This window comes from Streptomyces malaysiensis subsp. samsunensis, assembly GCF_024519315.1.
In the GTDB taxonomy this organism is placed as follows: Bacteria; Actinomycetota; Actinomycetes; order Streptomycetales; family Streptomycetaceae; genus Streptomyces; species Streptomyces malaysiensis.
The window spans coordinates 24,101-46,991 of sequence record NZ_JANIIC010000043.1 but is presented as its reverse complement, the minus strand read 5'-3'; the positions used below and the strand labels follow the sequence as shown (position 1 = coordinate 46,991).

The 22,891-nt window shown below is 73.8% G+C and carries 21 protein-coding genes; 12 read left to right on the top strand and 9 right to left on the bottom strand.

Going from position 1 to position 22,891, the window contains the following annotated elements; translation table 11 throughout:
- The first annotated feature begins 1 nt into the window (after position 1).
- From NQU54_RS30975 to NQU54_RS30925, 11 genes are all read left to right on the top strand, one after another.
- The gene (locus NQU54_RS30975; protein WP_308408512.1) at positions 2-937 is read left to right on the top strand and encodes a carbohydrate ABC transporter permease; all 936 of its coding nucleotides are present in this window, start codon (positions 2-4) and stop codon (positions 935-937) included.
- Entirely contained in the window at positions 937-1,791 is an 855-nt protein-coding gene (locus NQU54_RS30970) for a carbohydrate ABC transporter permease (protein ID WP_257633918.1), read from the top strand. The genes NQU54_RS30975 and NQU54_RS30970 overlap by 1 nt, the downstream gene beginning before the upstream one ends.
- Positions 1,788-3,878 (top strand): alpha-galactosidase, encoded by a 2,091-nt coding sequence (locus tag NQU54_RS30965; protein ID WP_257633917.1) that lies wholly within the window; start codon positions 1,788-1,790, stop codon positions 3,876-3,878. Before NQU54_RS30970 ends, NQU54_RS30965 begins: the two co-directional genes overlap by 4 nt.
- Before the next feature lie 56 nt (positions 3,879-3,934).
- Positions 3,935-4,705: an SDR family NAD(P)-dependent oxidoreductase gene (locus NQU54_RS30960; RefSeq protein ID WP_257633916.1), complete on the top strand. Its 771-nt coding sequence runs from the start codon at positions 3,935-3,937 to the stop codon at positions 4,703-4,705.
- Positions 4,706-4,742: 37 nt separating this feature from the next.
- The gene (locus tag NQU54_RS30955; RefSeq protein ID WP_257633915.1) at positions 4,743-5,483 is read left to right on the top strand and encodes a FadR/GntR family transcriptional regulator; all 741 of its coding nucleotides are present in this window, start codon (positions 4,743-4,745) and stop codon (positions 5,481-5,483) included.
- Positions 5,480-6,625, top strand: a complete 1,146-nt coding sequence (dgoD, locus tag NQU54_RS30950) for a galactonate dehydratase (RefSeq protein ID WP_069867756.1) — start codon at positions 5,480-5,482, stop codon at positions 6,623-6,625. The genes NQU54_RS30955 and dgoD overlap by 4 nt, the downstream gene beginning before the upstream one ends.
- A gap of 4 nt (positions 6,626-6,629) precedes the next feature.
- Complete coding sequence (locus NQU54_RS30945; RefSeq protein ID WP_257633914.1) at positions 6,630-7,439, top strand: aldose epimerase family protein; 810 nt, start codon at positions 6,630-6,632, stop codon at positions 7,437-7,439.
- 30 nt (positions 7,440-7,469) lie between these two features.
- Complete coding sequence (locus NQU54_RS30940; protein WP_257633913.1) at positions 7,470-8,102, top strand: bifunctional 4-hydroxy-2-oxoglutarate aldolase/2-dehydro-3-deoxy-phosphogluconate aldolase; 633 nt, start codon at positions 7,470-7,472, stop codon at positions 8,100-8,102.
- Positions 8,099-8,980: an SMP-30/gluconolactonase/LRE family protein gene (locus NQU54_RS30935; RefSeq protein WP_257633912.1), complete on the top strand. Its 882-nt coding sequence runs from the start codon at positions 8,099-8,101 to the stop codon at positions 8,978-8,980. The genes NQU54_RS30940 and NQU54_RS30935 overlap by 4 nt, the downstream gene beginning before the upstream one ends.
- Before the next feature lie 179 nt (positions 8,981-9,159).
- Positions 9,160-10,104 carry a sugar kinase gene (locus tag NQU54_RS30930; RefSeq protein WP_257633951.1) on the top strand — a complete coding sequence of 315 codons (945 nt, stop codon included), beginning with the start codon at positions 9,160-9,162 and terminating at the stop codon, positions 10,102-10,104.
- 169 nt (positions 10,105-10,273) lie between these two features.
- Positions 10,274-10,720 (top strand): ATP-binding protein, encoded by a 447-nt coding sequence (locus NQU54_RS30925; RefSeq protein WP_257633911.1) that lies wholly within the window; start codon positions 10,274-10,276, stop codon positions 10,718-10,720.
- A 54-nt stretch (positions 10,721-10,774) separates the two neighbouring features.
- On the opposite strand, the gene argF is transcribed toward NQU54_RS30925, so the two are convergent.
- The 6 genes from argF to NQU54_RS30895 all read right to left on the bottom strand — a co-directional run bounded on the left by argF (position 10,775) and on the right by NQU54_RS30895 (position 18,962).
- The gene (argF, locus tag NQU54_RS30920; protein ID WP_257633910.1) at positions 10,775-11,779 is read right to left on the bottom strand and encodes an ornithine carbamoyltransferase; all 1,005 of its coding nucleotides are present in this window, start codon (positions 11,777-11,779) and stop codon (positions 10,775-10,777) included.
- Between the two features lie 137 nt (positions 11,780-11,916).
- On the bottom strand, positions 11,917-13,146 hold the full coding sequence (locus NQU54_RS30915) for an arginine deiminase (RefSeq protein WP_099015207.1): 1,230 nt from the start codon (positions 13,144-13,146) through the stop codon (positions 11,917-11,919).
- A gap of 207 nt (positions 13,147-13,353) precedes the next feature.
- Positions 13,354-14,133, bottom strand: a complete 780-nt coding sequence (locus tag NQU54_RS30910) for a hypothetical protein (RefSeq protein ID WP_069867763.1) — start codon at positions 14,131-14,133, stop codon at positions 13,354-13,356.
- Between the two features lie 14 nt (positions 14,134-14,147).
- Positions 14,148-16,211 (bottom strand): hypothetical protein, encoded by a 2,064-nt coding sequence (locus tag NQU54_RS30905; protein ID WP_257633909.1) that lies wholly within the window; start codon positions 16,209-16,211, stop codon positions 14,148-14,150.
- 296 nt (positions 16,212-16,507) lie between these two features.
- The gene (locus tag NQU54_RS30900) at positions 16,508-17,227 is read right to left on the bottom strand and encodes a Crp/Fnr family transcriptional regulator (protein WP_069867765.1); all 720 of its coding nucleotides are present in this window, start codon (positions 17,225-17,227) and stop codon (positions 16,508-16,510) included.
- An 85-nt stretch (positions 17,228-17,312) separates the two neighbouring features.
- Entirely contained in the window at positions 17,313-18,962 is a 1,650-nt protein-coding gene (locus tag NQU54_RS30895; protein WP_306279230.1) for an MFS transporter, read from the bottom strand.
- A gap of 54 nt (positions 18,963-19,016) precedes the next feature.
- Here NQU54_RS30895 and NQU54_RS30890 point away from each other — a divergent pair, with 54 nt between their 5' ends.
- Positions 19,017-20,021: a GlxA family transcriptional regulator gene (locus tag NQU54_RS30890; protein WP_441005759.1), complete on the top strand. Its 1,005-nt coding sequence runs from the start codon at positions 19,017-19,019 to the stop codon at positions 20,019-20,021.
- A 165-nt stretch (positions 20,022-20,186) separates the two neighbouring features.
- Here NQU54_RS30890 and mmuM read toward each other — a convergent pair whose 3' ends face one another.
- From mmuM to NQU54_RS30875, 3 genes are read right to left on the bottom strand one after another with little or no spacing between them, the layout of a single operon-like run.
- Positions 20,187-21,251: a homocysteine S-methyltransferase gene (gene mmuM, locus NQU54_RS30885; protein ID WP_257633908.1), complete on the bottom strand. Its 1,065-nt coding sequence runs from the start codon at positions 21,249-21,251 to the stop codon at positions 20,187-20,189.
- A 23-nt stretch (positions 21,252-21,274) separates the two neighbouring features.
- On the bottom strand, positions 21,275-22,198 hold the full coding sequence (locus tag NQU54_RS30880) for an LLM class F420-dependent oxidoreductase (protein ID WP_257633907.1): 924 nt from the start codon (positions 22,196-22,198) through the stop codon (positions 21,275-21,277).
- 18 nt (positions 22,199-22,216) lie between these two features.
- Entirely contained in the window at positions 22,217-22,702 is a 486-nt protein-coding gene (locus NQU54_RS30875; RefSeq protein ID WP_079259275.1) for a DUF6099 family protein, read from the bottom strand.
- Between the last annotated feature and the right edge of the window lie 189 nt (positions 22,703-22,891).

Below are 22,891 nucleotides of genomic sequence, written 5' to 3'. Positions count from 1 at the left end.
CGTGGCCGTCCGCACCGTGCCCGAGCGCAAGTCCCCGGCCCCGCCCCCGCCCCGCGGCAGGCGGGCCCGGGGCCCCCGGCGCACACCCCCGCTGGTGCTCGCCTTCCTCCTGCTCCCGCTGCTGGCCGAGGGGCTGTGGGTGTTCTGGCCCGCGCTCCAGGGCTTCTACCTCGCCCTGACCGACTGGGACGGGGTGTCGGCACCGGAGTTCATCGGCCTGGGCAACTTCGGCGAGATGGTCCACGACGAGGTGTTCCGCACCGCGGCCGTCGACACCGTGCTGTGGCTGGTGCTGTTCGGCGGCCTGTCCGCGCTCCTCGGTCTCGGTGCCGCCCTGCTGCTCCAGCAGGAGCGCCGGGGCGTCGGCTTCTACCGCGCCGCGCTGTTCCTGCCCGTCGTGTTCTCCCTGGTCGCCACCGCCCTGGTCTGGCAGGCCATCTACCAGCCCGACGGCGTCCTCAACCAGCTCCTGGAGTCGGTCGGCCTGGAGAGCCTGCGCCACGCCTGGCTCGCCGACCAGGACACCGCCCTCTACGCGGTCATCGTGCCCGCGCTGTGGCGCCAGGTCGGCTATGTGATGGTGCTGTACCTGGCCGGGCTCAAGGGCATCGACCCGGCGCTGTACGAGGCGGCCAGGGTGGACGGCGCCGGGGGCTGGCAGCGGTTCCGGTATGTGACGCTGCCCCAGCTGCGCAGCGTCAACGCGGTCGTCCTGTCGGTGATCATCATCGACTCGCTGCGCTCCTTCGACGTCGTGTGGTCCCTGACCCGGGGCGGCCCCTACCACTCGTCCGAACTGCTGAGCACCTACATGTACTCCACCGCCTTCCAGTCCCTGCGCCTGGGATACGGCTCCGCCCTGGCCGTCGTCATCTTCATCCTGGCCTTCGGCGTCATCGCCTCCTACCTCGTCCGCGCCTTCCGGGAGGCCGACTGATGACGGAACCCCGCAGCTCCGTGGCCCTGCGCAGGCGCCGCGCGGCGACCGCCGGCTTCCACCTCGGGGCCGGGGCGCTCGCCGCGCTGTGGCTGCTGCCCATCGCCCTGGTCGTGGTGACGAGCCTGCGCTCCTTCGACGACATCTCCGTCCACGGCCTGGGCAGCCGGCCCCACTCCTTCACCCTGGGCAACTTCCAGCAGGCGTGGAACGACGGCGGCCAGCAGCGCGCCCTGATCAACAGCCTGATCGTGACCGTGCCGTGCGTCCTGGTGACCCTGGCCCTGGCCGCCATGGCCGCGTTCGCCCTCAGCCGCTACGAGGTGCCCTTCCGCCGCTTCCTGCTGCTGTTGATGCTCGGCGGCAATCTGCTTCCGCCGCAGATCCTGCTCATCCCGGTGTCCAAGCTGAGCGAACTGCTCGGCGTCTACGACACCCTGCCCGCGCTCATCGGCGTGCAGATCGGCTTCGGCGTCGGCTTCTACGTCTTCGTCCTGCACGGCTTCATGCGGGCCATCCCGGTGGAGATCCAGCAGGCCGCCGTCGTGGACGGCGCCGGTCCCTGGCAGATCTTCTGGCGGATCATCCTCCCGCTCAGCCGCCCGGCGCTCGCCGCGCTCAGCGCCCTGTCCTTCACCTGGATCTTCAACGATCTGCTGTGGGCCATCACCGTGCTGCGCAGCGACACCAAGATGCCCATCACCGCCGCCCTCATCGGGCTCCAGGGCCAGTACGTGTCGATGTGGAACGTGATCGCCGCCGGGTCCGTCATCGCCGCGGCGCCCACCGTGGCCGTCTTCCTCCGGTTCCAGCGCCACTTCGTGGCCGGTCTCAACCTCGGAGCGGTGAAGTGACGCCGAACCAGCGCTGGACGCTGCGCACCGACCGCACCAGCTACACCGTACGGCTGTCCCCGGACGGCCCCTGGGCCGAACTCGACGCCTGGGGCCCGCACGGCGTGGAGACCGGCCCGTCCGCGCTGGACTGGTCGCACCGCACCCACTTCATCACCCCCGCCGACGCCGCGCCCGCCGAGTACCTGCCGTACGGGCTGCGGCCGTTCACCGGCGCCGATCTGGTGGCCGCGCGGCCCGGTACGGAGCGCGGCGCGTGGTGGGCCTTCGAGGCGGCGGAGGAGTCGGCGGACGGCCTGCGGCTGGCCTTCACCGACGATCTGCTCGGGCTGCGCACGGTCCTGTGCTACGCCGCGGTGCCGGGCACCGACGTCATCCACCGCTGGACCGAACTCATCTGCACGGGCGAGGAGGAGCTGCGGCTGGAGCGTTTCGACTCCGCCGCGGTGAACGTCCCCGTCACCGCCGGAGCGCGGCTGACGTACCTCACCGGCCAGTGGTCGCAGGAGTTCCAGCGCACCCAACTCACCCTGTCCAGGGGCACGTTCACCATGGGCAGCCACCAGGGCGTGCCGGGACACGCCTACGCGCCCTGGCTCGCGGTCCAGGACGCCGCGGACCCCGGGGACGCCCCCGCCTACGGCGTGGCACTCGAATGGCCCGGCAACTGGCACATCACCGCCGAGGCCGAGCCCGGCGGCGCCGTGCGCGTACGGGCCGGCCGCGTACCGCACGAAGGCGTGGTGCGCCTGGCGCCCGGTGACACCCTCACCACACCACGCCTGGCCTGCGCCTTCAGCGCCGAAGGGCTCGACGGGCTGTCCCGCGTCTGGCACCGCTACGAACGCCGTCTGACCGGCGATCGGCTGCACCGGCCCCGCAAGGTGCTCTACAACTCCTGGGAGGCCACCACCTTCGACGTCGACGCGGCGGCGCAGCTCGAACTGGCGAAGACGGCGGCGGACATCGGGGCCGAGCTGTTCGTCGTCGACGACGGATGGTTCACCGGCCGCGCCGACGACACCGGCGGCCTGGGCGACTGGTACCCCGACCCGGTGGCCTTCCCGGAGGGCTTCGACCGGTTCGTGGAGGACGTACGGGCGCTCGGCCTCGACTTCGGTCTGTGGATCGAACCGGAGGCCGTCAGCCCCGGCAGCGCGCTGCACACCGAACACCCCGACTGGGTGTACCGGATCGACGGCCGTCCGGCGCGGCTGGTGCGCCATCAGCTCTCGCTCGACCTGGGCCGGACCGATGTCCAGGACTTCGTCATCGGCACCCTGGACCGGCTGCTGACCGGCCATCACATCAGCTACCTCAAATGGGATATGAACCGGCCGCCGACCGAGCGCGGCCGCCCGGGCGCCGGTCCCGCCGACCGTCTCGACCTGGACGCCCAGCATGTGGCCGGCTATCTGCGCGTGCTGGACCATCTGCGCACCGCCCACCCCCGGGTCACCGTCGAGGGGTGCGCGGGCGGTGGCGCACGCATCGACCACGCGACCCTCGCCCGCACCGACGTCGTCTGGCCCAGCGACAACACCGCGCCCCTGGACCGGCTGTCCGTCCAGCACGGCTTTCTGCACGCCCATGCCCCGCATGTCATGAGCTCCTGGGTCACCGACGCCCCCGGGGTCTTCGACCCCCGTCCGCGCAGCCTCGCCTTCCGCTTCGTGAGCGCCATGTGCGGAGTCCTCGGCATCGGCGCCGACCTGCGCCGCTGGGACGCCGGGCAGCGCGCCGAGGCCGCCGGCTGGATCGCCCGCTACAAGGAGGTGCGCGAGGTCATCCACCTCGGCGAGGCCCGGCTCCTGGGCAGCCCGCTGGACGCCACCTGCGGCGTCCAGTACGACGGCGCGGACGGGCGCACCGTCGTCGCCGCGCTCGGCACCGGCCGCCTGGACGGAGCCCCGCTCGTCCCGGGACGTCCGGCCCGGCTCCGGCTGCGCGGCCTCGACCCGGCCGCCCACTACCGGGACACCGCGTCGGCCACCACCTACAGCGGTGCCCATCTGCTCCACTACGGGCTGCCGTTCGCCTGGAGCGCCGACCATGATGCGGAACTGGTGGTGCTGATACGGCAGTAGAGACCGCCGACCGGCACCCGCCCCGCCCGACGTACAGCGAAGGAGCCCGAACCCCGATGGAGCAGCCCCGCCGGTACGGTGACCGCTTCACCGCCCACACCGCCGTGGTCACCGGCGCCGCCTCCGGCATCGGCGCCGCCACCGCCGAACGTCTCGCCCAGGAGGGCGCCGCCGTCGTGCTCGCCGACATCGACCAGGAGCGTGGCACGGCGGTCGCCGAGCGGATCGGCGGGGAGGGCGGCCGCGCCCGATTCGTGACCGCCGACGTCTCCGCGGAGGAGGGCTGGGAGCGGATCGCGGCCGCCGCCCGCGACTTCGGCCCGGTCGACGTGCTCGTCAGCAACGCGTACACCGTGGACGTCGCACCCGCCCATGAAACGTCCCTGGACTCCTGGCAGCGGCAGCTCGCCGTCAACCTCACCGGGGCCTTCCTCGGCTTCAAGGCGGTCCTGGACGATCTGCGCACCCGCCGCGGAGCCGTCGTCCTGACCTCGTCCGTCCACGCCCACAAGGGCATCCCCGGCCACCCCGCCTACGCGGCCTCCAAGGGGGCGCTGCTGTCCCTGTGCGGGCAGCTCGCCGTCGAGTACGGACCCGAGGTGCGGGTGAACGCCGTGCTGCCCGGCCCGATCCTGACGGCGGCCTGGGACCGGGTTCCCCCAGAGGACCGCGCGCGCAGCGTCGCCGAGACCGCGGCCGGGCGCTTCGGCACCCCCGAGGAGGTGGCCGCGGCCATCGCCTTCCTGGGCTCCCATGAGGCCACGTACATCACGGGTGCGAGTCTTCTCGTGGACGGCGGCTGGAGCGTCGTCAAGTCCTCCGCATGACCACCGCGATCAGCCCGCACCAGAAAGGCATGACGACATGACGCCCTACGCCCGCCGCGGCGTGCACGGCCAGACCGTGGAGGCCCTCGCGCGCCGCGTGCTGAGCGGCGACATCCCGGAAGGAGCCACCCTGGACCTGGTGGCCCTCCAGAGCGAACTGGATGTCAGCCTGACCGCTCTGCGCGAGTCGCTGAAGGTGCTGGCCGCCAAGGGGATGGTCGACGCCCGTCAGAAGCGCGGCACCTTCGTGCGGAACCGCTCGGACTGGAATCTGCTCGACGCCGACGTGCTGCGCTGGCAGTTCGAGAGCGACCGCACCACCGACGCCGGCAGCGCGCTGCTGGGCAACCTCGCCGAGGTGCGCGGCATCATCGAGCCCGCGGCCGTACGCCTGGCCGCCGAGCGGCGCACCGAGGACGACCTCGCGGCGCTGGACGCCGCCGTGGACGCGATGGGGGTGGGCGGCTCCGACGCCGCCCACGCCGTCGAGGCCGACCTCGCCTTCCACCGCGCCCTGCTCGCCGCCACCCACAACGAGCTCCTCGAGCGCATGGAGATGGTGATCGAGTCGGGCCTCGCCTACCGTGACCGCATCGTCCACAGCTCCCCGCACAGCCAGGATCCCGTACCCGCCCACCGCGCCGTCCTGGACGCCGTACGCGCCCAGGACCCGCGGGCCGCCGAAGCCGCCATGCGGGCCCTGCTCGACCAGGCCGGTCGCGACCTGGACCGGATCGGCGGCTCGGACAACAACACGGAAAGGCCCTCCGGTCAGTGAAGATCACCCGTATCGAGACCTTCCTCGTACCGCCGCGCTGGCTGTTCTGCCGCGTCGAGACCGACGAGGGCGTGGTCGGCTGGGGCGAACCCGTCGTCGAGGGGCGCGCCGAGGTGGTCCGCGCGGCCGTCGACGTCCTCGCGGACTATCTGATCGGCCGCGATCCGCTGCGCATCCAGGACCACTGGCAGGTGCTCACCAAGGGCGGCTTCTACCGTGGCGGACCCGTGCTGTCCAGCGCCGTCGCCGGCCTCGACCAGGCCCTGTGGGACATCGCGGGGAAGACCTACGGCGCCCCCGTGCACGCCCTGCTGGGCGGACCGGTGCGCGACCGCGTCCGGGTGTACGCCTGGGTCGGCGGCGATGAGCCCGCCGAGCTGTCCGAGCAGATAGCCGCGCAGGTCGAGGCGGGCTTCACGGCGGTGAAGATGAACGGCGCCGGGGCGACCTCCCCGCTGCCCACCACGGCCGAGACCGCCGCGGTCGTCGACCGCGTGGCCGCCGCCCGTGAGGCCCTCGGCCCGGACCGTGACGTGGCCGTCGACTTCCACGGCCGCTTCACCGCCGCGGGCGCCCGCCGCGTTCTGGCCCAACTGGCCGATCTCCACCCGCTGTTCGTGGAGGAACCCGTCGTCCCCGAGCTCAGCCATCTGCTCCCCGGCCTGGTCGCCGCGAGCCCGGTGCCCCTCGCCACCGGTGAACGGCTCTACGGGCGCACGGAGTTCCTGCCGGTCCTCGCCGCCGGTGTCGCCGTCGCGCAGCCCGATCTGTCCCACGCGGGCGGCATCTCCGAGGTGCACCGCATCGCCTCACTGGCCGAGACCTACGGCGCCCAGCTCGCCCCGCACTGCCCGCTCGGCCCCATCGCGCTCGCGGCCAGCCTCCAGGTGGCGTTCGCGACCCCGAACTTCCTGATCCAGGAGCAGAGCCGCGGTATCCACTACAACAAGGACGCCGACCTGCTGTCCTATCTCGTCGACCCCGAGCCGTTCCGCTTCGTGGCCGGCCATGCGCCCCGCGGCGACGCCCCGGGGCTGGGTATCACCATCGACGAGGCGGCCGTGCGCGCGGCCGACCGTACCGGTCACGCGTGGCGCAACCCGGTCTGGCGGCACCCCGACGGCTCCTTCGCGGAGTGGTGACGCGGTGCTGGAGATCGTGACCGATCCCGCGCACGGCGGCCGCTGGACCTCGCTGAGCGCCGGGGGACATGAGTGGCTGTGGCACCGCCCGGATCCGGAGCGGGAGCGCGTGGGCCCCGGGGACGCCTTCGTGGACGCGGGTGGTCTTGAGGAGTGCGTCCCCACCGTCCGCGGCACCCCCGACCACGGCGACGCCTGGTCGCGTCCCTGGCGGCGCGAGGGGGACGCGGACACCGTGCGCTGCGACCGGTTCTCGCTGACGCGCACGATCCGCGGTACGGCCGACGGCGCCGAGGCCGACTACGTCCTCACCGCCGACCCGGGCTTCGCCTTCGTCTGGGCCGCCCACGCCCTGCTCGACCTGACCCCGCGGGCGACCCTGCGGCTGCCCGAGGGGGCGCGCACCCGGCTCTTCCCGGAGGCCGCACCGCTGCTGGACCGGCCCTGGCCGGCCGGGGCGCCGTGGGTGGAGGGCGACTGGCCCGCACCGCTCGGCCTGACCCTCGACCGGTTCGGACCGGACGACGGCACCGCGGTCGGCGCGGTCGTGGACACCCCGCGCGCCTGCGTCCACGACGGCACACGACGCCTGGCCCTCGCGCTGGAGGCCGACGGGCAGCCGCTGTCCGTCGCCCTCTGGCGCAACCTCGGCGGCTTCCCCGCCGAAAGCCCGTATCGCAGCACAGGAGTCGAGCCGATGCTCGGCCGGGTCTTCGACCTCGCCGACGCGGGCCCCGCCGACGCCGCGCGGGTACCCGCCTCGGGCGAGGTCCGCTGGCGGCTCACGCTCACCGCGGCCTGCCGCTGCCCCTGAACCCGCCCAACCTCACGAGGAGTTCCGCCCGTGGATCTGCGAGCCGCCCTGGCCGCCCATCGGCTGGTCGCCATCGTGCGCGGCAGCGACCCCGAGGCCGCGCTGCGCACCGTACTGGCCCTGGCCGACGAAGGCATCGAACTGATCGAGGTGTCGCTGACCGGCAAGGACGCCCTGACCGTCATCGAACGGGCCCGTGCGGCCCTCGGCCCCGGCCGTCCGCTCGGCGCGGGCACCGTGCTCACCGCCGACGACGCCCGCGCCGCCCACCGGGCGGGCGCCGACTTCGCCGTCACCCCCGGCCTGGGCGCGGGGATGGCCACCGCACGCGAGCTGGGCCTGCCGGTGCTCGCCGGGGTCGTGACCCCGACCGAGATCATCGGTGCCCGCGCGCTCGGCGCCGAGGCGCTGAAGATCTTCCCGGCCGCCCAGGCCGGTGGGCCCGGCTATCTCGAGGCCCTGCGGGGGCCCTTCCCGCACGAGGCGTTCGTACCGGTCGGCGGCGTCGGCGAAGCCGCGGCCCGCGCCTATCTGGCCGCCGGGGCGACCGCGGTCGGGATCGGCTCGCCCCTCATCGGCGACGCCGCGGACGGCGGCGGCACGGCCGCCCTGCGCGAACGCGCCCGCGCCTTCCGCACCGCGGTCCAGGAGGCCACCCCGTGATCGAGGACCCGCGCCCCGCCCGCCCCGACCGCCTCGGCCTGGGCGAGGGCATCCGCTGGACCGGCGACGCCCTCGTGCTCGTCGACATCCTCGAGGGCCGCCTGCTGACGGCTCCCCAGGACCCCACCGCGCCGCTGCGGACGCTGGCCGAACTGCCCGTCCCGCTGGGCGCGGTGGCACCCGTGGCGGGCCGGCCCGGCACCTGGATCGCCGCCGCGGGCACCGGGATCTGCCTGCTCGGCCCCGACTCCACGACCACCTGGCCGGCACGGCCCGAGGCGGCCACCCGCCCCGCCCGCCGCATGAACGACGGCGCCGCCGACCCGTCCGGCAGGTTCTGGGCGGGCAGCATGGCCTACGACGCCGACGAGGGCGCGGGCTCCCTCTACCGGGTGGACCACGACGGCACGGTGACCCGGGTCCTCGACGGCATCTCGGTGCCGAACGGGCCCGCGTTCACGGCCGACGGACGCACCATGTACCTGGCCGACAGCGCCCGGGGAGTCGTCCGGCGCCACCCCGTCGACCCGGCGACGGGCGGACTCGGCGCGCCGACGACATTCGTCACGGTGGACGACGGCAGCCCCGACGGCATGGTCGTCGACGACGAGGGAGCCGTGTGGATCGCCGTCTGGGGGACGGGGACGGTGCGCCGGTACCGGCCGGACGGCGAACTCGACCGGACGCTGCGGCTGCCCGCGAGCCAGCCCGCCGGAGTCTGCCTCCAGGGCGACGTCCTGCACATCACGACGGCCACGGTGGGCCTCACCGCACCGGGCCCGTACGACGGCGCCGTGTTCTCGGTCCGGGTGGGGGTGCCGGGACCACCCGCGGCGGAGTACCGCCCGGCGGCCGGACCGGCCGGGGGCTCGGTGTGAGCGCGCCGCGTGCCGCGGGCGACGGCGGAGCGCGGGCGGCCTCGCCGCCTGCGACCACGCCTGGTGCGGTCGCTGCGGTCGGTACGCCCGCTGCTGTCGGTGCGGTCGGTACGCCCGGTGCGCGCCGTGGCGGCGAGGAACCGCGGACCGCCGCGTCCTGGCCTCCCGTCGGCGGCACCGTGGTCTGTGTCGGCGAAACGATGGCCGCGCTCGCCCCCGAACCGCCCGAGGGCCTGGATACCGGCGACGCCTTGCGGCTGTCCGTCGCGGGCGCGGAGTCCAATGTCGCGATGTACCTCGCGGACCTGGGGCTTTCCGCCGTGTGGCGCTCGGCCCTCGGCGACGATCCGTTCGGCAGGCGGGTGCGTGCCGCCGTCGCCGCGGCGAACGTGGACGTCTCGGGCGTACGGTCCGACCCCGACCGGCCGACGGGGCTGCTCGTGAAGGACCCGGGCCCCGCGGGCACCCGCGTGCACTACTACCGGCGCGGTTCGGCCGCCTCGGCGCTGGGACCCGACGTCCTGGATGATCCCGGACTCCGGTCGGCGGCACTGCTCCACCTCACGGGCGTGACCCCCGCGCTCTCCCCGTCCTGCCGCGCCCTGGTGGAACGGGCGCTCACCACCCCTCCGTCCGACCGCCACTACGCCATCAGCTTCGACGTCAACCACCGCCCCGCGCTGTGGCCGGACGGCACGGCCGCCACGGTCCTCCACGAGCTGGCCGACCGCGCCGACATCACCTTCGTCGGCCTCGACGAGGCGCAGCACCTGTGGGGCGCGGACCTCGACGCGGGCGGGGTGCGCAAGCTGCTGCCGCGTCCGCGCCTGCTCGTCGTCAAGGACGGCGGACGTGCGGCGACCGCCTTCGGCGAGGGACCGGAGGTCACGGTGCCGGCCCCGCGTACGGAGGTGGTGGAACCGGTCGGCGCGGGGGACGCCTTCGCCGCCGGATTCCTGGCGGGGCTGCTGCGCGGCGGGGAACTGACCTCGGCACTGCGGCTGGGCCACATCACGGCCGCGTCCGCGCTCAAGGTGACCGGAGATCACGGTCCGCTGCCGGACGCCGCCACGGTCGAGCGGCTGCTCGGGCTCTCGGAAGGGGCGTGGGCGGCGCTCGTCTGAAGCCCATGAGGCAACCGGTGTTACCCATTTGCCTTATTTGACGCGAACACACCTTTCAGTCCCTAGGTCCCGCCAAGAGTGGTCCACGGTCCCTTCCGGCACTATCGTCCGCTTCATATCGTCAAGGGCTGCGGTATTCCGCTTCACGCCGACCGACGGGACCACCTCCGTGCCCGATCCCTCCCACGCCGCCACCTGGCGCTTCGCCCTGCCGCATACGACCGCCGCCGTCCCCCTGGCACGTGCGCTGATCCGGAACACCCTGGCCGACATCGGGGCGCCCGTGGACGGCGACACGGCGGAGCTGCTGACGGCCGAGCTGGTGGCCAACGCGGTGCGGCACACGGCCGGCGACGAGCCGATAGAGCTGGTCGTGGAGCTGGTGCCGACCGGGGGCTGGCAGGTCGAGGTGCACGACCAGGACCCGAATCCGCCCGGCGGACTGGACTCGCTGGGGCGGCCCGAAGGGCCCAAGAGACCCGACGGCCTCGCCGAGGGCGGGCGCGGTCTGCTGCTGATCCGGACCCTCAGCGCGGACGCGGGCTACCGGCCGACCCCCTACGGCAAGGCCGTCTGGTTCGTCCTTCCGCCCGTGGAGCGCCCCGAGGAGCCTTGAGGGCGCCCTTGGAATGCCTCGCGGGCCGCCTTACGAAGCGCCCCCCAGACCGCCTTACGGAGCGCCGAGGGTCGCGACCAGCACCGCCTTGATCGTGTGCATCCGGTTCTCCGCCTCGTCGAAGACGACGGAGTGCTCGGACTCGAAGACCTCGTCGGTGACCTCGAGCTCGGTCAGCCCGTGCCGCTCATGGACCTCACGGCCGACGTCGGTGCCCAGATCGTGGAAGGCCGGCAGGCAGTGCAGGAACTTCACGGCGTCGTTGCCCGTGGCGCGCAGCACGTCCATCGTCACCGCGTACGGCCCGAGCAGCGCTATCCGCTCGTCCCACACCTCCTTGGGCTCGCCCATGGACACCCATACGTCGGTGGCCACGAAGTCCGCACCGCGCACGCCCTCCTCGACGCTCTCGGTGAGCGAGATACGGGCGCCGGAGGCCGCGGCGAGCTGCCGGGCCAGCTCCACGATGGTGTTGTCGGGCCACAGCAGCTTGGGCGCGACGATACGGACGTCCATGCCGAGCAGGGCGCCGGTGACGAGGTAGGAGTTGCCCATGTTGTACCGGGCGTCGCCGAGGTAGGCGTAGGCCACGCGGCCCAGCGGCTTCTCGCCGTGCTCGGCCATGGTCAGCACATCGGCGAGCATCTGGGTGGGGTGCCATTCGTCGGTGAGGCCGTTGTAGACGGGCACCCCGGCGTGCGCGGCGAGCTCCTCGACGACGCCCTGGCCGTGGCCCCGGTACTCGATCGCGTCATACATCCGGCCGAGCACCCGCGCGGTGTCCTTGACCGACTCCTTGTGACCGATCTGTGAGCCCACCGGATCGAGATAGGTCGTCGAGGCGCCCTGGTCGGCGGCCGCGACCTCGAAGGCACAGCGGGTGCGGGTGGAGGTCTTCTCGAAGACCAGGGCGATGTTCTTGCCCCGCAGCCGCCGCTCCTCGGTGCCCGCGCGCTTGGCCGCCTTCAGCTCGGCGGCCAGGTCGATCAGGCGACGGAACTCGTCGGCGGTGAAGTCCAGCTCCTTGAGGAAGTGGCGGCCGGTGAGGTCAATCGCCATCAGGGGGCTCCTAGGGCACGGCACGGACACGGCGGACACGGCGGATCAAAGCTACGGCGAAGGCGCCGCGACCGGAAACCATGGAAGCATATACGATGCTATGCATATATGCGGAGGACGGAAGGTGAACCCTCGCCTTACGGCTCCACCGGGTCCCGCTCGACCGGACAGCTCATGCACCGCGGGCCGCCCCGGCCCCGGCCCAGCTCGCTGCCCGGGATGTCGATGACCTCGATCCCGCACTTGCGCAGATAGGTGTTGGTCGTCGCGTTCCGCTCGTAGGCGACCACCACGCCCGGTTCGACCGCGAGCACATTGCAGCCGTCGTCCCACTGCTCGCGCTCGGCCGCGTGGACGTCCTGGGTGGCGGTGAGCACACGGATGGAGTCCAGGCCGAGGGCCGCGGCTATCGCGCGGTGCATATGCTCCGGCGGATGGTCGGTGACCTTGAGGTCCCGGCTGCCCGCGCCCGGCTCGATGGTGTACGAGCGGAGCATCCCCAGCCCCGCGTACTGGGTGAAGGTGTCCCCGTCCACCATGGTCATCACGGTGTCCAGGTGCATGAACGCCCGCCCCTTGGGCATGTCGAGCGCCACGATCGTCCGGGCCGAACCGGCCTCGAAGAGCCGGTGGGCGATCATCTCCACCGCCTGCGGAGTGGTCCGCTCGCTCATCCCGATCAGCACCGCGCCCTTGCCGAGCACCAGCACATCGCCGCCCTCGATGGTCGAGGGGTACGCGGCCTGGCCCTCCGACCAGACGTGGAAGTCCTCCTTCGCGAAGAGCGGGTGATGGCGGTAGACGGCCTCGTAGTGCACCGTCTCGTGCCAGCGGGCGGGCCAGCGCATCGCGTTGATCGACACCCCGTCGTACACCCATGCCGAGGCGTCCCGGGTGAAGAGGTGGTTGGGCAGCGGGTTGACCAGGAAGTCATCGGGCTCCATGGCGTGGAAGCGGACGGAGACCGGCTCCGGGTACCGCTCCAGATACTCCCGCTTGGTCATGCCGCCGATCAGCGCCTCGGTCAGCTCGGGGGCGGTCAGCTCGTCGAAGGCGGCGCGCAGCGGGTCGGTGGCCAGCGGGCCGTACTCCTTCTCGTCGAAGACCCGGTCCAGCACCAGCGACCGCGCCTCCGGCTGGGCCAGGCTCTCGGTGAGCAGATCCCCGAAGAGATGGACCTCGACCCCGCGGTCCCGCAGGACGTCGGCGAAACCGTCGTGCTCCTGGCGGGCGCGGCGCACCCACAGGACGTCGTCGAAGAGCAGAGCGTCCCTGTTGGAGGGGGTGAGCCGCTTGAGCTCCAGGTCGGGGCGGTGCAGTATGACGCGGCGCAGCCGCCCGGCCTCGGAGTCGACATGGAATCCCATGCCCCCATCTTCGCCGCTCGCGGCCCATTGTGAACGCTCGGCGAGACGGATCTCTCTCGCGCCGACCGCGATTCGGCGGAGGAGGGGTGACGAACGCGCGGCGCCGGGCGGGACCCGGCGGGGGCGGGGCCCGCGCCCGGCCGTGCGGGGCGGCCGTCCGGCCGCGCTCGGCTATCGGGCCGCGATCGGCTATCCGACCACGCTCGGCTATCCGGCCGCGATCACCACGATCAGCACCAGCGCCACCGCGATGAACCCCAGCAGGGCGGAGACCCACAGCTGGCCGGGCTTCAGATCGAGACGCGCGGCGTCGTCGGCCACCCCGCGCCGCCGGCGCCACCGCGTCTCGCGCCGGGTGGCGCGGGCCGCCTCCGCCTCGTACTCCCGGCACTCCTCGGCCACGCCGCCGAACAGCGCCTTCCAGCCCTTCTCACCGAACCCGGTGAGCTGCCGGGTGCCGACGATCCGGCGCACCACCTCACGGCCCGCGCCGTCGCCCGCCGCCCACAGACCGGGCAGGACGCACGCCATCAGCTCCGGTATCGCACCGCGCCCCGCGTACGGGCGGACCAGCCCCTCGTACAGCATCAGCGCGTTGCGCACCCGCAACCGGCGGCCGGGGTCCGCGGCCGAACCGCCCGGCACCCGGTGCGGCGGGTCGAGATAGAGCTGCGCGAGCAGCACCTTCTCGCAGACCGCGGCCGCCAGCTCCGGTCCGCGCTCGGGCGCGCGGCGCACCAGCTCGACCACGACGCGGGTGGCCCGCTCGGCGGGCAGCCCCTCGTCGAGCGCGCTCAGCAGCAGGCCGTCGTCGGCCTCCCGCAGCGCAGCGGGCAGGGCATCGCCGCCGTCGCGCAGCGCCTCGCGCAGCATGCGCGCCCCGGTGACCGAGACTCGGCGGGCCCCCGCGCCCGCCGGCCTCGCCCGGTCCGCCGTGCTGTCGTATGCGGTCTCCGTGTCTTTCGGGTCCTCTGTCTCTTTCACCATTGATGTCCTTCTCCTCACAGCGCCTCCAGCACCTCCCGTATGCGTATGGCCGCCCCGGCGTCGAGCGGCTCGTCACCGTCCTGCGCCAGCCGGGGCAGAAAGTCGCACAACACCGCGACCTGTCGTTCGTCGCGGGCCGCCCGCCGGATCCAGCCGACCAGCGCGTCCTCGGCGGCCCCGGCCGATCTGGCCCAGGTCAGCGTGGACCGCAGCAGCTCGGCGAGCCGTGGCTCGCACTCCGGACGGGCCGCCAGCAGCGCCGTGGCCAGCGGCCAGGCGGCGTACGGCTCCAGCTCCGGCACCTCGCACAGCCCCCACAGATACGAGGTGCGGGTGGTGACCGCGCGCAGCGCCGTGAGCAGCGCCAGGTCCCGGCGGGGCCGCCGGGTGTCGCGCAGCCAGCGGGTGAGCGCGGCCAGTACGGTCTCCGGTTCGGGCCCGGCCAGCAGCCGCAGCACGCTGTAGGAGGTGGTGCGGCCGTCGTCGGCGCAGGCGATCCGGCCGAGTTCCTCCAGGGACGCCGCGACCGAGCCGGCCGCCAGGCCGTAGCCGTGGGCGAGCGCGGCGGTCTCGCACTCGCGCTCGTCGTCGCCGCGCGCCCAGTCGTGCAGCAGTCCGTTCACGGCGGGGCGCACCTCCGGGGCGCGGGACGCCTCGGCGAGCGCGGTGGCCGCCGCCATCCGCTGCACCGGGCTGTCGGTGCGGGCCAGCGGCAGGGCCAGCTCGACCAGGCCGTAGAGATAGTCGCGGGCGCACAGCACGCCCGCGGCGACCGCCGCGCGCACCCACACCTGGGGGCGCGGGTCGTCGCACAGCGCGCGCAGCCAACGGGCCATCGGGCCACGGAGGTTGTGGTGGGCGTCCCAGGACTCGTGGAGCACGGCGGGCGCCAGCCGCCGCCCCTCGAACCACACCGCGCGCACGGGCACCGAGGCGTCCCCGAGGTCCTCCACCCCCTCGCCGTGAACCGCGCGCGCCATGGCGAGCGAGGCCCCGGGGCGGGCGGAGAACAGCGGGCGGCCCGGTGCGTACTGCGGATCGAGCGTGACGGCCAGTTCCCAGGTCAGCAGCTCGGCGGCCTCCGCCATGAGGCTGTGCGACGAGCCGTCGAAGACGGCGAGCGCGATCCGCAGCGCGGCGGTGCGCAGCGCGGGCAGCGCGGCGGGCAGGGTGCCGGGGCGCGCGGCCTCCAGAAGCCACTCACGGGCCTGGTGCGGGGCGAACGACCGGCAGTGCTCCAGCAGCCGCTCCTCGGACAGCCTGCCCTCGGCGTGCGCGGCCAGATGGCCGGCGAGCCGGGCGGCCTCGCCGGGCCGCGGCTCGTCCAGGCCGAGCGCCTCGGCCAGTTCGGGGCGGCGGGCGGTGGCGCGGGCCGTCTCCAGCAGTTCGGCTGGGCGGTCGGCGAGCAGCTCGGCCAAGTGGCGGTCGAGGACCTCGGCGGCGGCCGGGGGCTCGTACGGCACGGCGTGGCGGCGACCGCGCAGCAGCCGCTCGGCGGCCGGGCCGCCCGCGACCAGGACCACGCAGAACGCCTCGTGCTCGGCGAAGTGTGCGCGCAGCCGGTCCAGCAGGGGTTCGACCGTGGAGTCGGCCTGTTCGGCGGGGAGTTCGAGGAGATAGCCATGGCCCCGCTCGGTCTTCTCGGTCGTCTGCATACCCGACGCCCCGTACGGGATGCCGGACCCGAGCCGGGCGACCCCGCCACCGACCAGCTCGGACAGCTCGGCGAGAAGGGCGAGCCCGGTCCAGGCGCGGCCGGTGCCGGGTTCGCCGCACAGCGCCAGCAGCCGGGTGCGCCGCAGATGGTCGCGCATCGCCGTATGGCCGGGAACGGTCCGGTACAGACGGCGCAGCCGGTCCAGCTCCTCGCGGGGCACCGGGCCTTCGGGCAGGGGATGGGGCGCCGGTTCGGCGCACAGCCGGGCGGGACCGACGGGGATGTGCAGATGGGCGCGTGCCTCGCGCGCCGTACGGGCGCCGCCCGGCTGGCCCGCCCCGTCCAGCGGGCCGCCCTTGGGGATCTCCAGCCGTCGTCCCGGCGACTCCGCCGGGACGTTGACGTCTTCCGCTGCGTTCATCGCCCGCCGTCCTTCATGCCGTGGCCCCCGTTTCCCGGGGCGGTGGTGATGGGGTGCCGGTGAATGCGCGAAGCGGGCGGCGGGGCTCGTCCCCCTGCCCACCCCGCCGCCCTTCTCCGGTGCGGGGCGCTTGGACCCTGTCCGGTGGTACTTCTCCGGGCAGGGCCCGGCCGTGCGCACCCCCGTCGCTCACGGCCCAGCGCCCTGTGCCGACTCCAGGGTCGCCGGGGAACGGCGGGACGGCTGTAGCCGTTTACACAGTCGCGCGGAAAGGCGTGGGGAGTGCGCGCCCGCGCTCAATCGCGGGGGCGGGCCGGGATGTGCTCCCCAGTCGCACGGCCCTCGGCCAGCAGCCGCAGCAGCCCGATGTTCATCACCACGAAGCGGCGCGAGGCGGTCCGGACGACGCCCTGGGCGCGCAGCAGCCGCAGCGCCTTGGCGACCGCCTCCCGGGTCGAGCCCACCGCGGCCGCTATGTCGTGCTGCGGCAGCGGCAGATCGACGGTGATCGCCCCGTCGGCGCCGGGGTGGCCGGTGCGCTCGGCGAGTTCGACCAGCCGGGCCGCCAGCCGCTGGAGCACCTTCTCCGAGGCGAGTGACCGCCGCTCCCCGTCGGAGCTGCGCAGCCGGGAGCTGAACTGACGCATGATCAGCACGGTCGCGACGGGACGTGCCGCCAGATAGGCCCGGAACCGGTCGCCGGAGACCACCACCGCCTCCATCGGGCCGAGCGCGGTGACGGTGGCGCTGCGCGAGCCGTGGTCCACCGCGGCCTGGTCGCCCACGACCTCGCCCGCCCCGCGCAGCGCCAGGATCAGCCGCACCCCGCGCTCGGTCTCCACCGAGACGGTGGACCAGCCGGAGGTGATCGCGACGACGAAGGTCGTACGGTCGTGCTCGCGCAGCACGACCTCGCCGGCGGCGTAGGCGCGAGGGGTGCCCAGGCCGAGCAGCGCGCGCCGGTCCTCGGCGGGCAGCGCGTGCAGAAAGGGCCGTCCATCCTCGAAGAGACTCATCCGCCCTCCCCGCTCAGCTCGTCGTCGTCATGCCTGCGGAGAACCCAGGGACCGATCAGCACGCTAAGCAGCTGGCACGGGCACGTCAATGGTGCCGTGCGGGGTCCCTGCCGGATCCATGGTTCTCCCCCGAATCGGTTCGATTCTTCCGGGTCTCCCCGGTCTCGTGACGAACGCCCGTGCGCAAGGCGGCGCCCGCGACGGCCGCGAGCGCCGCGGTCACCGCCGTGAAGATCCACCCGGCGCGCAACGCGTCGAGCCCCGGCCGCGCCGCGCCCCCGGTGATCACGACCAGCGCCGCGACACCCAGGGCCGAACCACCCTGCCGGGACATCATCAGCACCCCGGAGCCGAGGGAGAGCCGACGGGCCGGAAGCAGCCCGGCGGCCGAGAACATCACCGGCTGGTAGAGCCCCGCGCCGATCCCGGTGAGCACCAGTCCGGGCATGAACTCCACGGCGTAGTGGGCGCCGTCACCGCTCGCGAGAAGCACCCACCACATCGGCCCGGCCGCGAAGCACAGCCCGCCGACGACGGCCGTGGTCCGCTCCCCCAGCGCCCGTACGATCCGCCCCGACAGCGTCGACACCACCAGGACGGCCAGCGGCCAGGGCGTCACGGCCAGGCCCGCCCTGGCCGGGGACCAGCCCCACGCCCCGGTGAACAGCAGCGTCGCGGCGAGCAGCGAGGCGGCGTAGGCGAGGAAGTAGCTCAGCAGACCGAGCGCGGCGGCGGTGAAGGCACGGGTCCGGAACAGCCCGGGGTCCACCACCGGATCGGGGTGGCGGCGTACGTGCGCCACCGCCAGCGCGCCCACGACAAGGCCGGTGGCGAGGAAGCCGAGGGTGGCCGGGGCGCCGTAGCCCCAGTCCGCGGCCTCGACACAGGCGGTGGTGACGGCCCCGGTGCCGAGGAGGACCAGCAGCGTGCCCAGCGGATCGAGACGGCGGCGCCCACCGGGGACGGGCCCGGTGCGCGGCGGCAGCAGCCGCAGCCCGGCCACCCATGCCACCAGCACCACGGGCGGATTGATGAGGAAGATCCAGCGCCAGTCGGAGGCGGCCAGCAGCCCGCCCGCCACCGGCCCCGAACTCGCCGCGACCGCGCTCACCGCCGTCCAGACGCCGACGGCCGTGGCCCGCTCACGCCGTGGGAAGGCGGGCAGGGCGAGCGAGAGGGAGGTGGGCACCAGGACGGCCGCCGCCACGCCCTGCGCCACGCGCGCGGCGATCAGCGTGCCGAGCCCGGGGGCGGCACCACAGGCGAGGGAGGCGAGCCCGAAGAGCGCGATACCGGTCAGGAACGAGCGCCGCCCGCCGATCGCGTCGGCCAGCCGCCCGGCCGGGACCATCAGCGCCGCGAGCACGATCGTGTAGGCGTTGAGCACCCAGGACAGCTCGGCGGTGGACGCGGAGCTGAAGTCCGCGCCGATCGCGGGGAAGGCGATGTTCACCGCGATCATGTCGAGCACGGCGAGGAACTGGGCCGCCGACGCGACGGCGAGGATCAGCCAGCGCCGGGGGTCGGGGGCGGGGGCCGCGTCGGGAGCCGCGTCGGGAGCGGGGGCCGCGTCGGAGACGGCGGCCGGGGCCGTCTCGGGTGCCATCCCGGGGGCCGCGTCGGGGGCCTTGTCCGGGGCGGTTGCAGGGGCCGAACCCGGCGTGGTGGCAGGGGCCTTGTCCGGGGTGGCCGCGGGCACACCGCTCCCCTGGGCCTTTGAGGAAGGGGTCGTCATGCCTGTCCAGCATCGGCCCCGGGGTACGGTGCAACGAGTGGCAAGAGTGACAGCATGCGCTACATTTTTGCCATGCGATCCATCGCCCTCGCCGTCGTCCCGGGCATGCCGATCTTCGATCTGGCGGTGCCCTGCCATGTCTTCGGCACCGATCGCCCCGGGCTCCCCGACCCCTGGTACGAGCTGCGGGTCTGTGCGATCGGACCGGGCGGTGAGGGGGCCGGTGACCCGGTCGCCGCCCGCTCGTGGTTCGCCGCCCACACCCCGTACGGCACCGAGGAGCTGCTCACGGCCGACACGGTGATCGTCCCGGCCTCGGCCGATGTGCGCGGCGATCCGCCGCCGGAGCTGGTCGACGCGCTGCGCGAGGCCCATCGGCGGGGCGCCCGCATCGTGTCGCTGTGCTCGGGCGCGTTCACCCTCGCCGCGACCGGACTGCTCGACGGCCGTACGGCGGCCACCCACTGGATGTACGCGGCGCTGTTCGCCGAGCGCTATCCGGCCGTACGGCTCGATCCGTCCGTGCTCTATGTCGACCACGGCGATGTGCTGACGGGGGCGGGCTCCACGGCCTGTATCGACGTCTGTCTGCATCTGGTGCGCGAGGACTACGGCACCGAGGTGGCGAACACCCTGGCCCGGCAGCTCGTCGCGCCCGCCCACCGGCCGGGCGGCCAGGCCCAGTACATCGAGGCGCCGCTGCCCGAGCGCACCGACGACTCGCTCGCCCCGCTGCTGCACTGGGCCGCCGAGCGGCTGCACGAACCGCTGACCGTGGCCGACCTCGCCCGCCGCGCCCACACCAGCCCACGCACCCTGGCCCGCCGCTTCCACGCCGCCACGGGTACGACACCGCTGCGCTGGCTCCAGGGCCAGCGGATCGGGCGCGCCCGGGAGCTGCTGGAGGGCGGCGATCTGCCGGTGGACCGGATCGCGGAGCTGTGCGGGCTGGGGACGGCGGCCAATCTGCGCCGCCACTTCACCCGGGCGGTGGGGGTGCCGCCCCACGACTACCGCCGCGCGTTCCGGGCCCGGGCATCGCGCGCACCGGCCGCCTGACTCCCGGCGGCCGGAACCCCGGGGCCCGCGCCGCCAAGCCCTACGGGCCCGGCACCGGCCCAACCCCGCGTTGAAGGACGGGGTTTACGGCCTCGAGCGTTTACGGCCTCGAGCGTTTACGGTCAAGAACACCCGTCCGGGTATCGCCCTGCGGCCCTCCCTCACCTAATGGCTTCTCACCACGGCGGCCAGCTCCGCGATCCGCTCCGGCCCCACCCGGCAGCAGCCGCCGATGAGCCGCGCCCCCGCGTCCCCCCATGCCCGCACCCGCCCCGGGTCGAAGGTCGAGCGGCCGCGCCAGCTCCGCGCCGCGACATCCCACTCCTCTCCGCTGTTCGGATAGACCACCACCGGTTTGCCGGTGATACCGGCCGCGATCTCCACGGCCCGGTCCGCGTCGCCCGGTTCACAGCAGTTGACGCCGACGGCGATCACCTGGTCGACCCCCGCGGCCAGGGCGAACGCGTCCCTCAGCGGCTGCCCGGCCCGGGTGGTCTCCCCCGCGATGCTGTAGGAGAGCCAGACGGGCACCCCACAGCCCTCGACGGCGCTCAGCATCGCCGCGGCCTCATCGGCGTCCGGCACCGTCTCCAGCGCCAGCGCATCGGGCCCGGCCGCGGCCAGCGCCTCGATCCTCGGCCGGTGGAACCGCGTCAGCTCGGCCACGCTCAGTCCGTACCGCCCCCGATACTCGCTGCCGTCCGCCAGCATGGCCCCATAGGGGCCCACGGAGGCGGCGACCCACACCGACCCAGCGCCCACGTCGCCCCCGCCACCCGCGCCACCCGGATCGGTCTGCCCCGCCTCCGCCCGCTCGACGACCGCCCGCACGGCCGCCGTACGCTCGACTGCCGCCCGCCCCGCCTCCACCCCCTCGACGGCTGCCCGCCCCGCGGCCATGGGCTCGACGACCGCCCGCTCGGCGGCCATGCGCGCCAGCTCCACGCTGCGCCTCAGCAGCGCCGTGGCCTCCTCATGGCCCAGACCCCGATGGGCGAAGCCCTCATACGTGGCCTGATAGCTGCTGGTGATGAGCACCCGTGCGCCCGCCCGTGCGTAGGCGGTGTGGGCCGCCTCGATCTGCCCCGGGTCATCGGCCAGCAGCCGGGCCGACCACAGTTCGTCGGAGAGATCGCAGCCCTGTGCCTCCAGCTGGTTGGACAGCCCGCCGTCGAGGACGAGCGGCCCGTGCTCCAGCGCGGCGGCCAAGGGTGTGCGGGGTACGGACATCACGGGTGCTCCTGGTGGTGCGCTCAGCCCAGCTGGGCCTGGACCTGCGAGGAGATCATCTCCAGATGGTCGAGGTCCGCCAGGTCCAGCATCTGGAGGTACATCCGGGAGGCGCCCGCCTCCGCATAGCGGCCGATCTTGTCGACGACCTCGGCCGGGGTGCCCGCCAGACCGTTCTCCTTGACCTCCTCGACCTCCCGGCCGATCGCCGCGGCCCGCCGGGCGACCTCGGCGTCGTCCTTGCCCACGCACGCCACCAGCGCGTTGGAGTACACCAGGTCGTCGCCCTTGCGGCCGGCGGCCTCGGCCGCCTCCCGCACCCGGCCGAACTGGCGCTCGCTGTCCTCGGCCGAGGCGAACGGCATATTGAACTCGTCCGCGTACTGGGCGGCCAGCCGCGGGGTACGGGTGGTCCCCTGGCCGCCGATCAGCACCGGCACCCTGCTCTGCGCGGGCTTGGGCAGCGCCGGGGAGTCCACCAGCTGGTAGTGGGCACCGTCATAGCCGAAGGTCTCGCCGACCGGGGTCCGCCACAGCCCGGTGACGATGGCCAGCTGCTCCTCCAGCCGCGAGAACTTCTCCTTGGGGAAGGGGATCCCATAGGCCCGGTGCTCCTCCTCGAACCAGCCCGCGCCCAGGCCCAGCTCGACCCGGCCACCCGACATCTGGTCGACCTGCGCGACCTGGATCGCCAGCACACCGGGCAGCCGGAAGGTGGCGGCGGTCATCAGGGTGCCCAGCCGGATCCGCCGGGTCTCGCGGGCCAGCCCGGCCAGGGTGATCCAGGCGTCGGACGGACCCGGGAGGCCGTCCACGCTTCCCATGTGCAGATAGTGGTCGGACCGGAAGAAGGCGTCGAAGCCCAGGTCCTCGGTGGCCTTGGCGACGGTGAGCAGGGTGTCGTAGGTCGCCCCCTGCTGGGGCTCGGTGAAGATGCGAAGATCCATGCCACCCATCCTGCATCTTCACGCGGCACCACCCCACTCCCCACCCCATTCGCGGAAGGTGAGATGCCTCAGCATTCCGTGCACCCGGTCCCGGGCCTCGTCCGCCGCGTCGATCGCCTCCACGCACTGCCAGTACAGCGCCTCCTCCTCGGTGTTGGAGGCGACCCCGACCAGCGCGAAGCCCGCCTCCGCGAGCAGCTCCCCCAGCGCCAGCAGCACCCCTCTCGGATCGCGCACCTCCGAGAGCTGGGCGGCCCGTAAACCGCCGCCGCGCAGCGTGGGGTGGTGCAGCGCCGGGCGGAAGAGGGCGCCGCGCGCCCGCCCGCCCGCCTCGCACAGACCGCGCGCCTCCGCTCGCGCGGCCGCCGGGCCGCTCACCACGAAATATCCGCCGACCGCTTCGGCCAGCGCTTGAACCTGCCAGGCTTCGGCCACGATGTCGTGCACGCTCCCGGCCTTTGCCAGGGCGTGCCGGGTGACACCGATCAGCCGCATCGCGTCCATTCCCCGCACCCCTCTCAACGGACTTCCGAGCCCGTCACTCCTCCACTACCCAGAGTGATGATTAACAGGCAGAAAAGCTAGGGGAATTCAGGAATCTGTTGACAACAGTTGCGGTGTGGATAACTTTCTCACTACGGAGAGTGACGAAATGCGGGGGCAAACGCTCTATGGACGGGCGAGATCACGGTT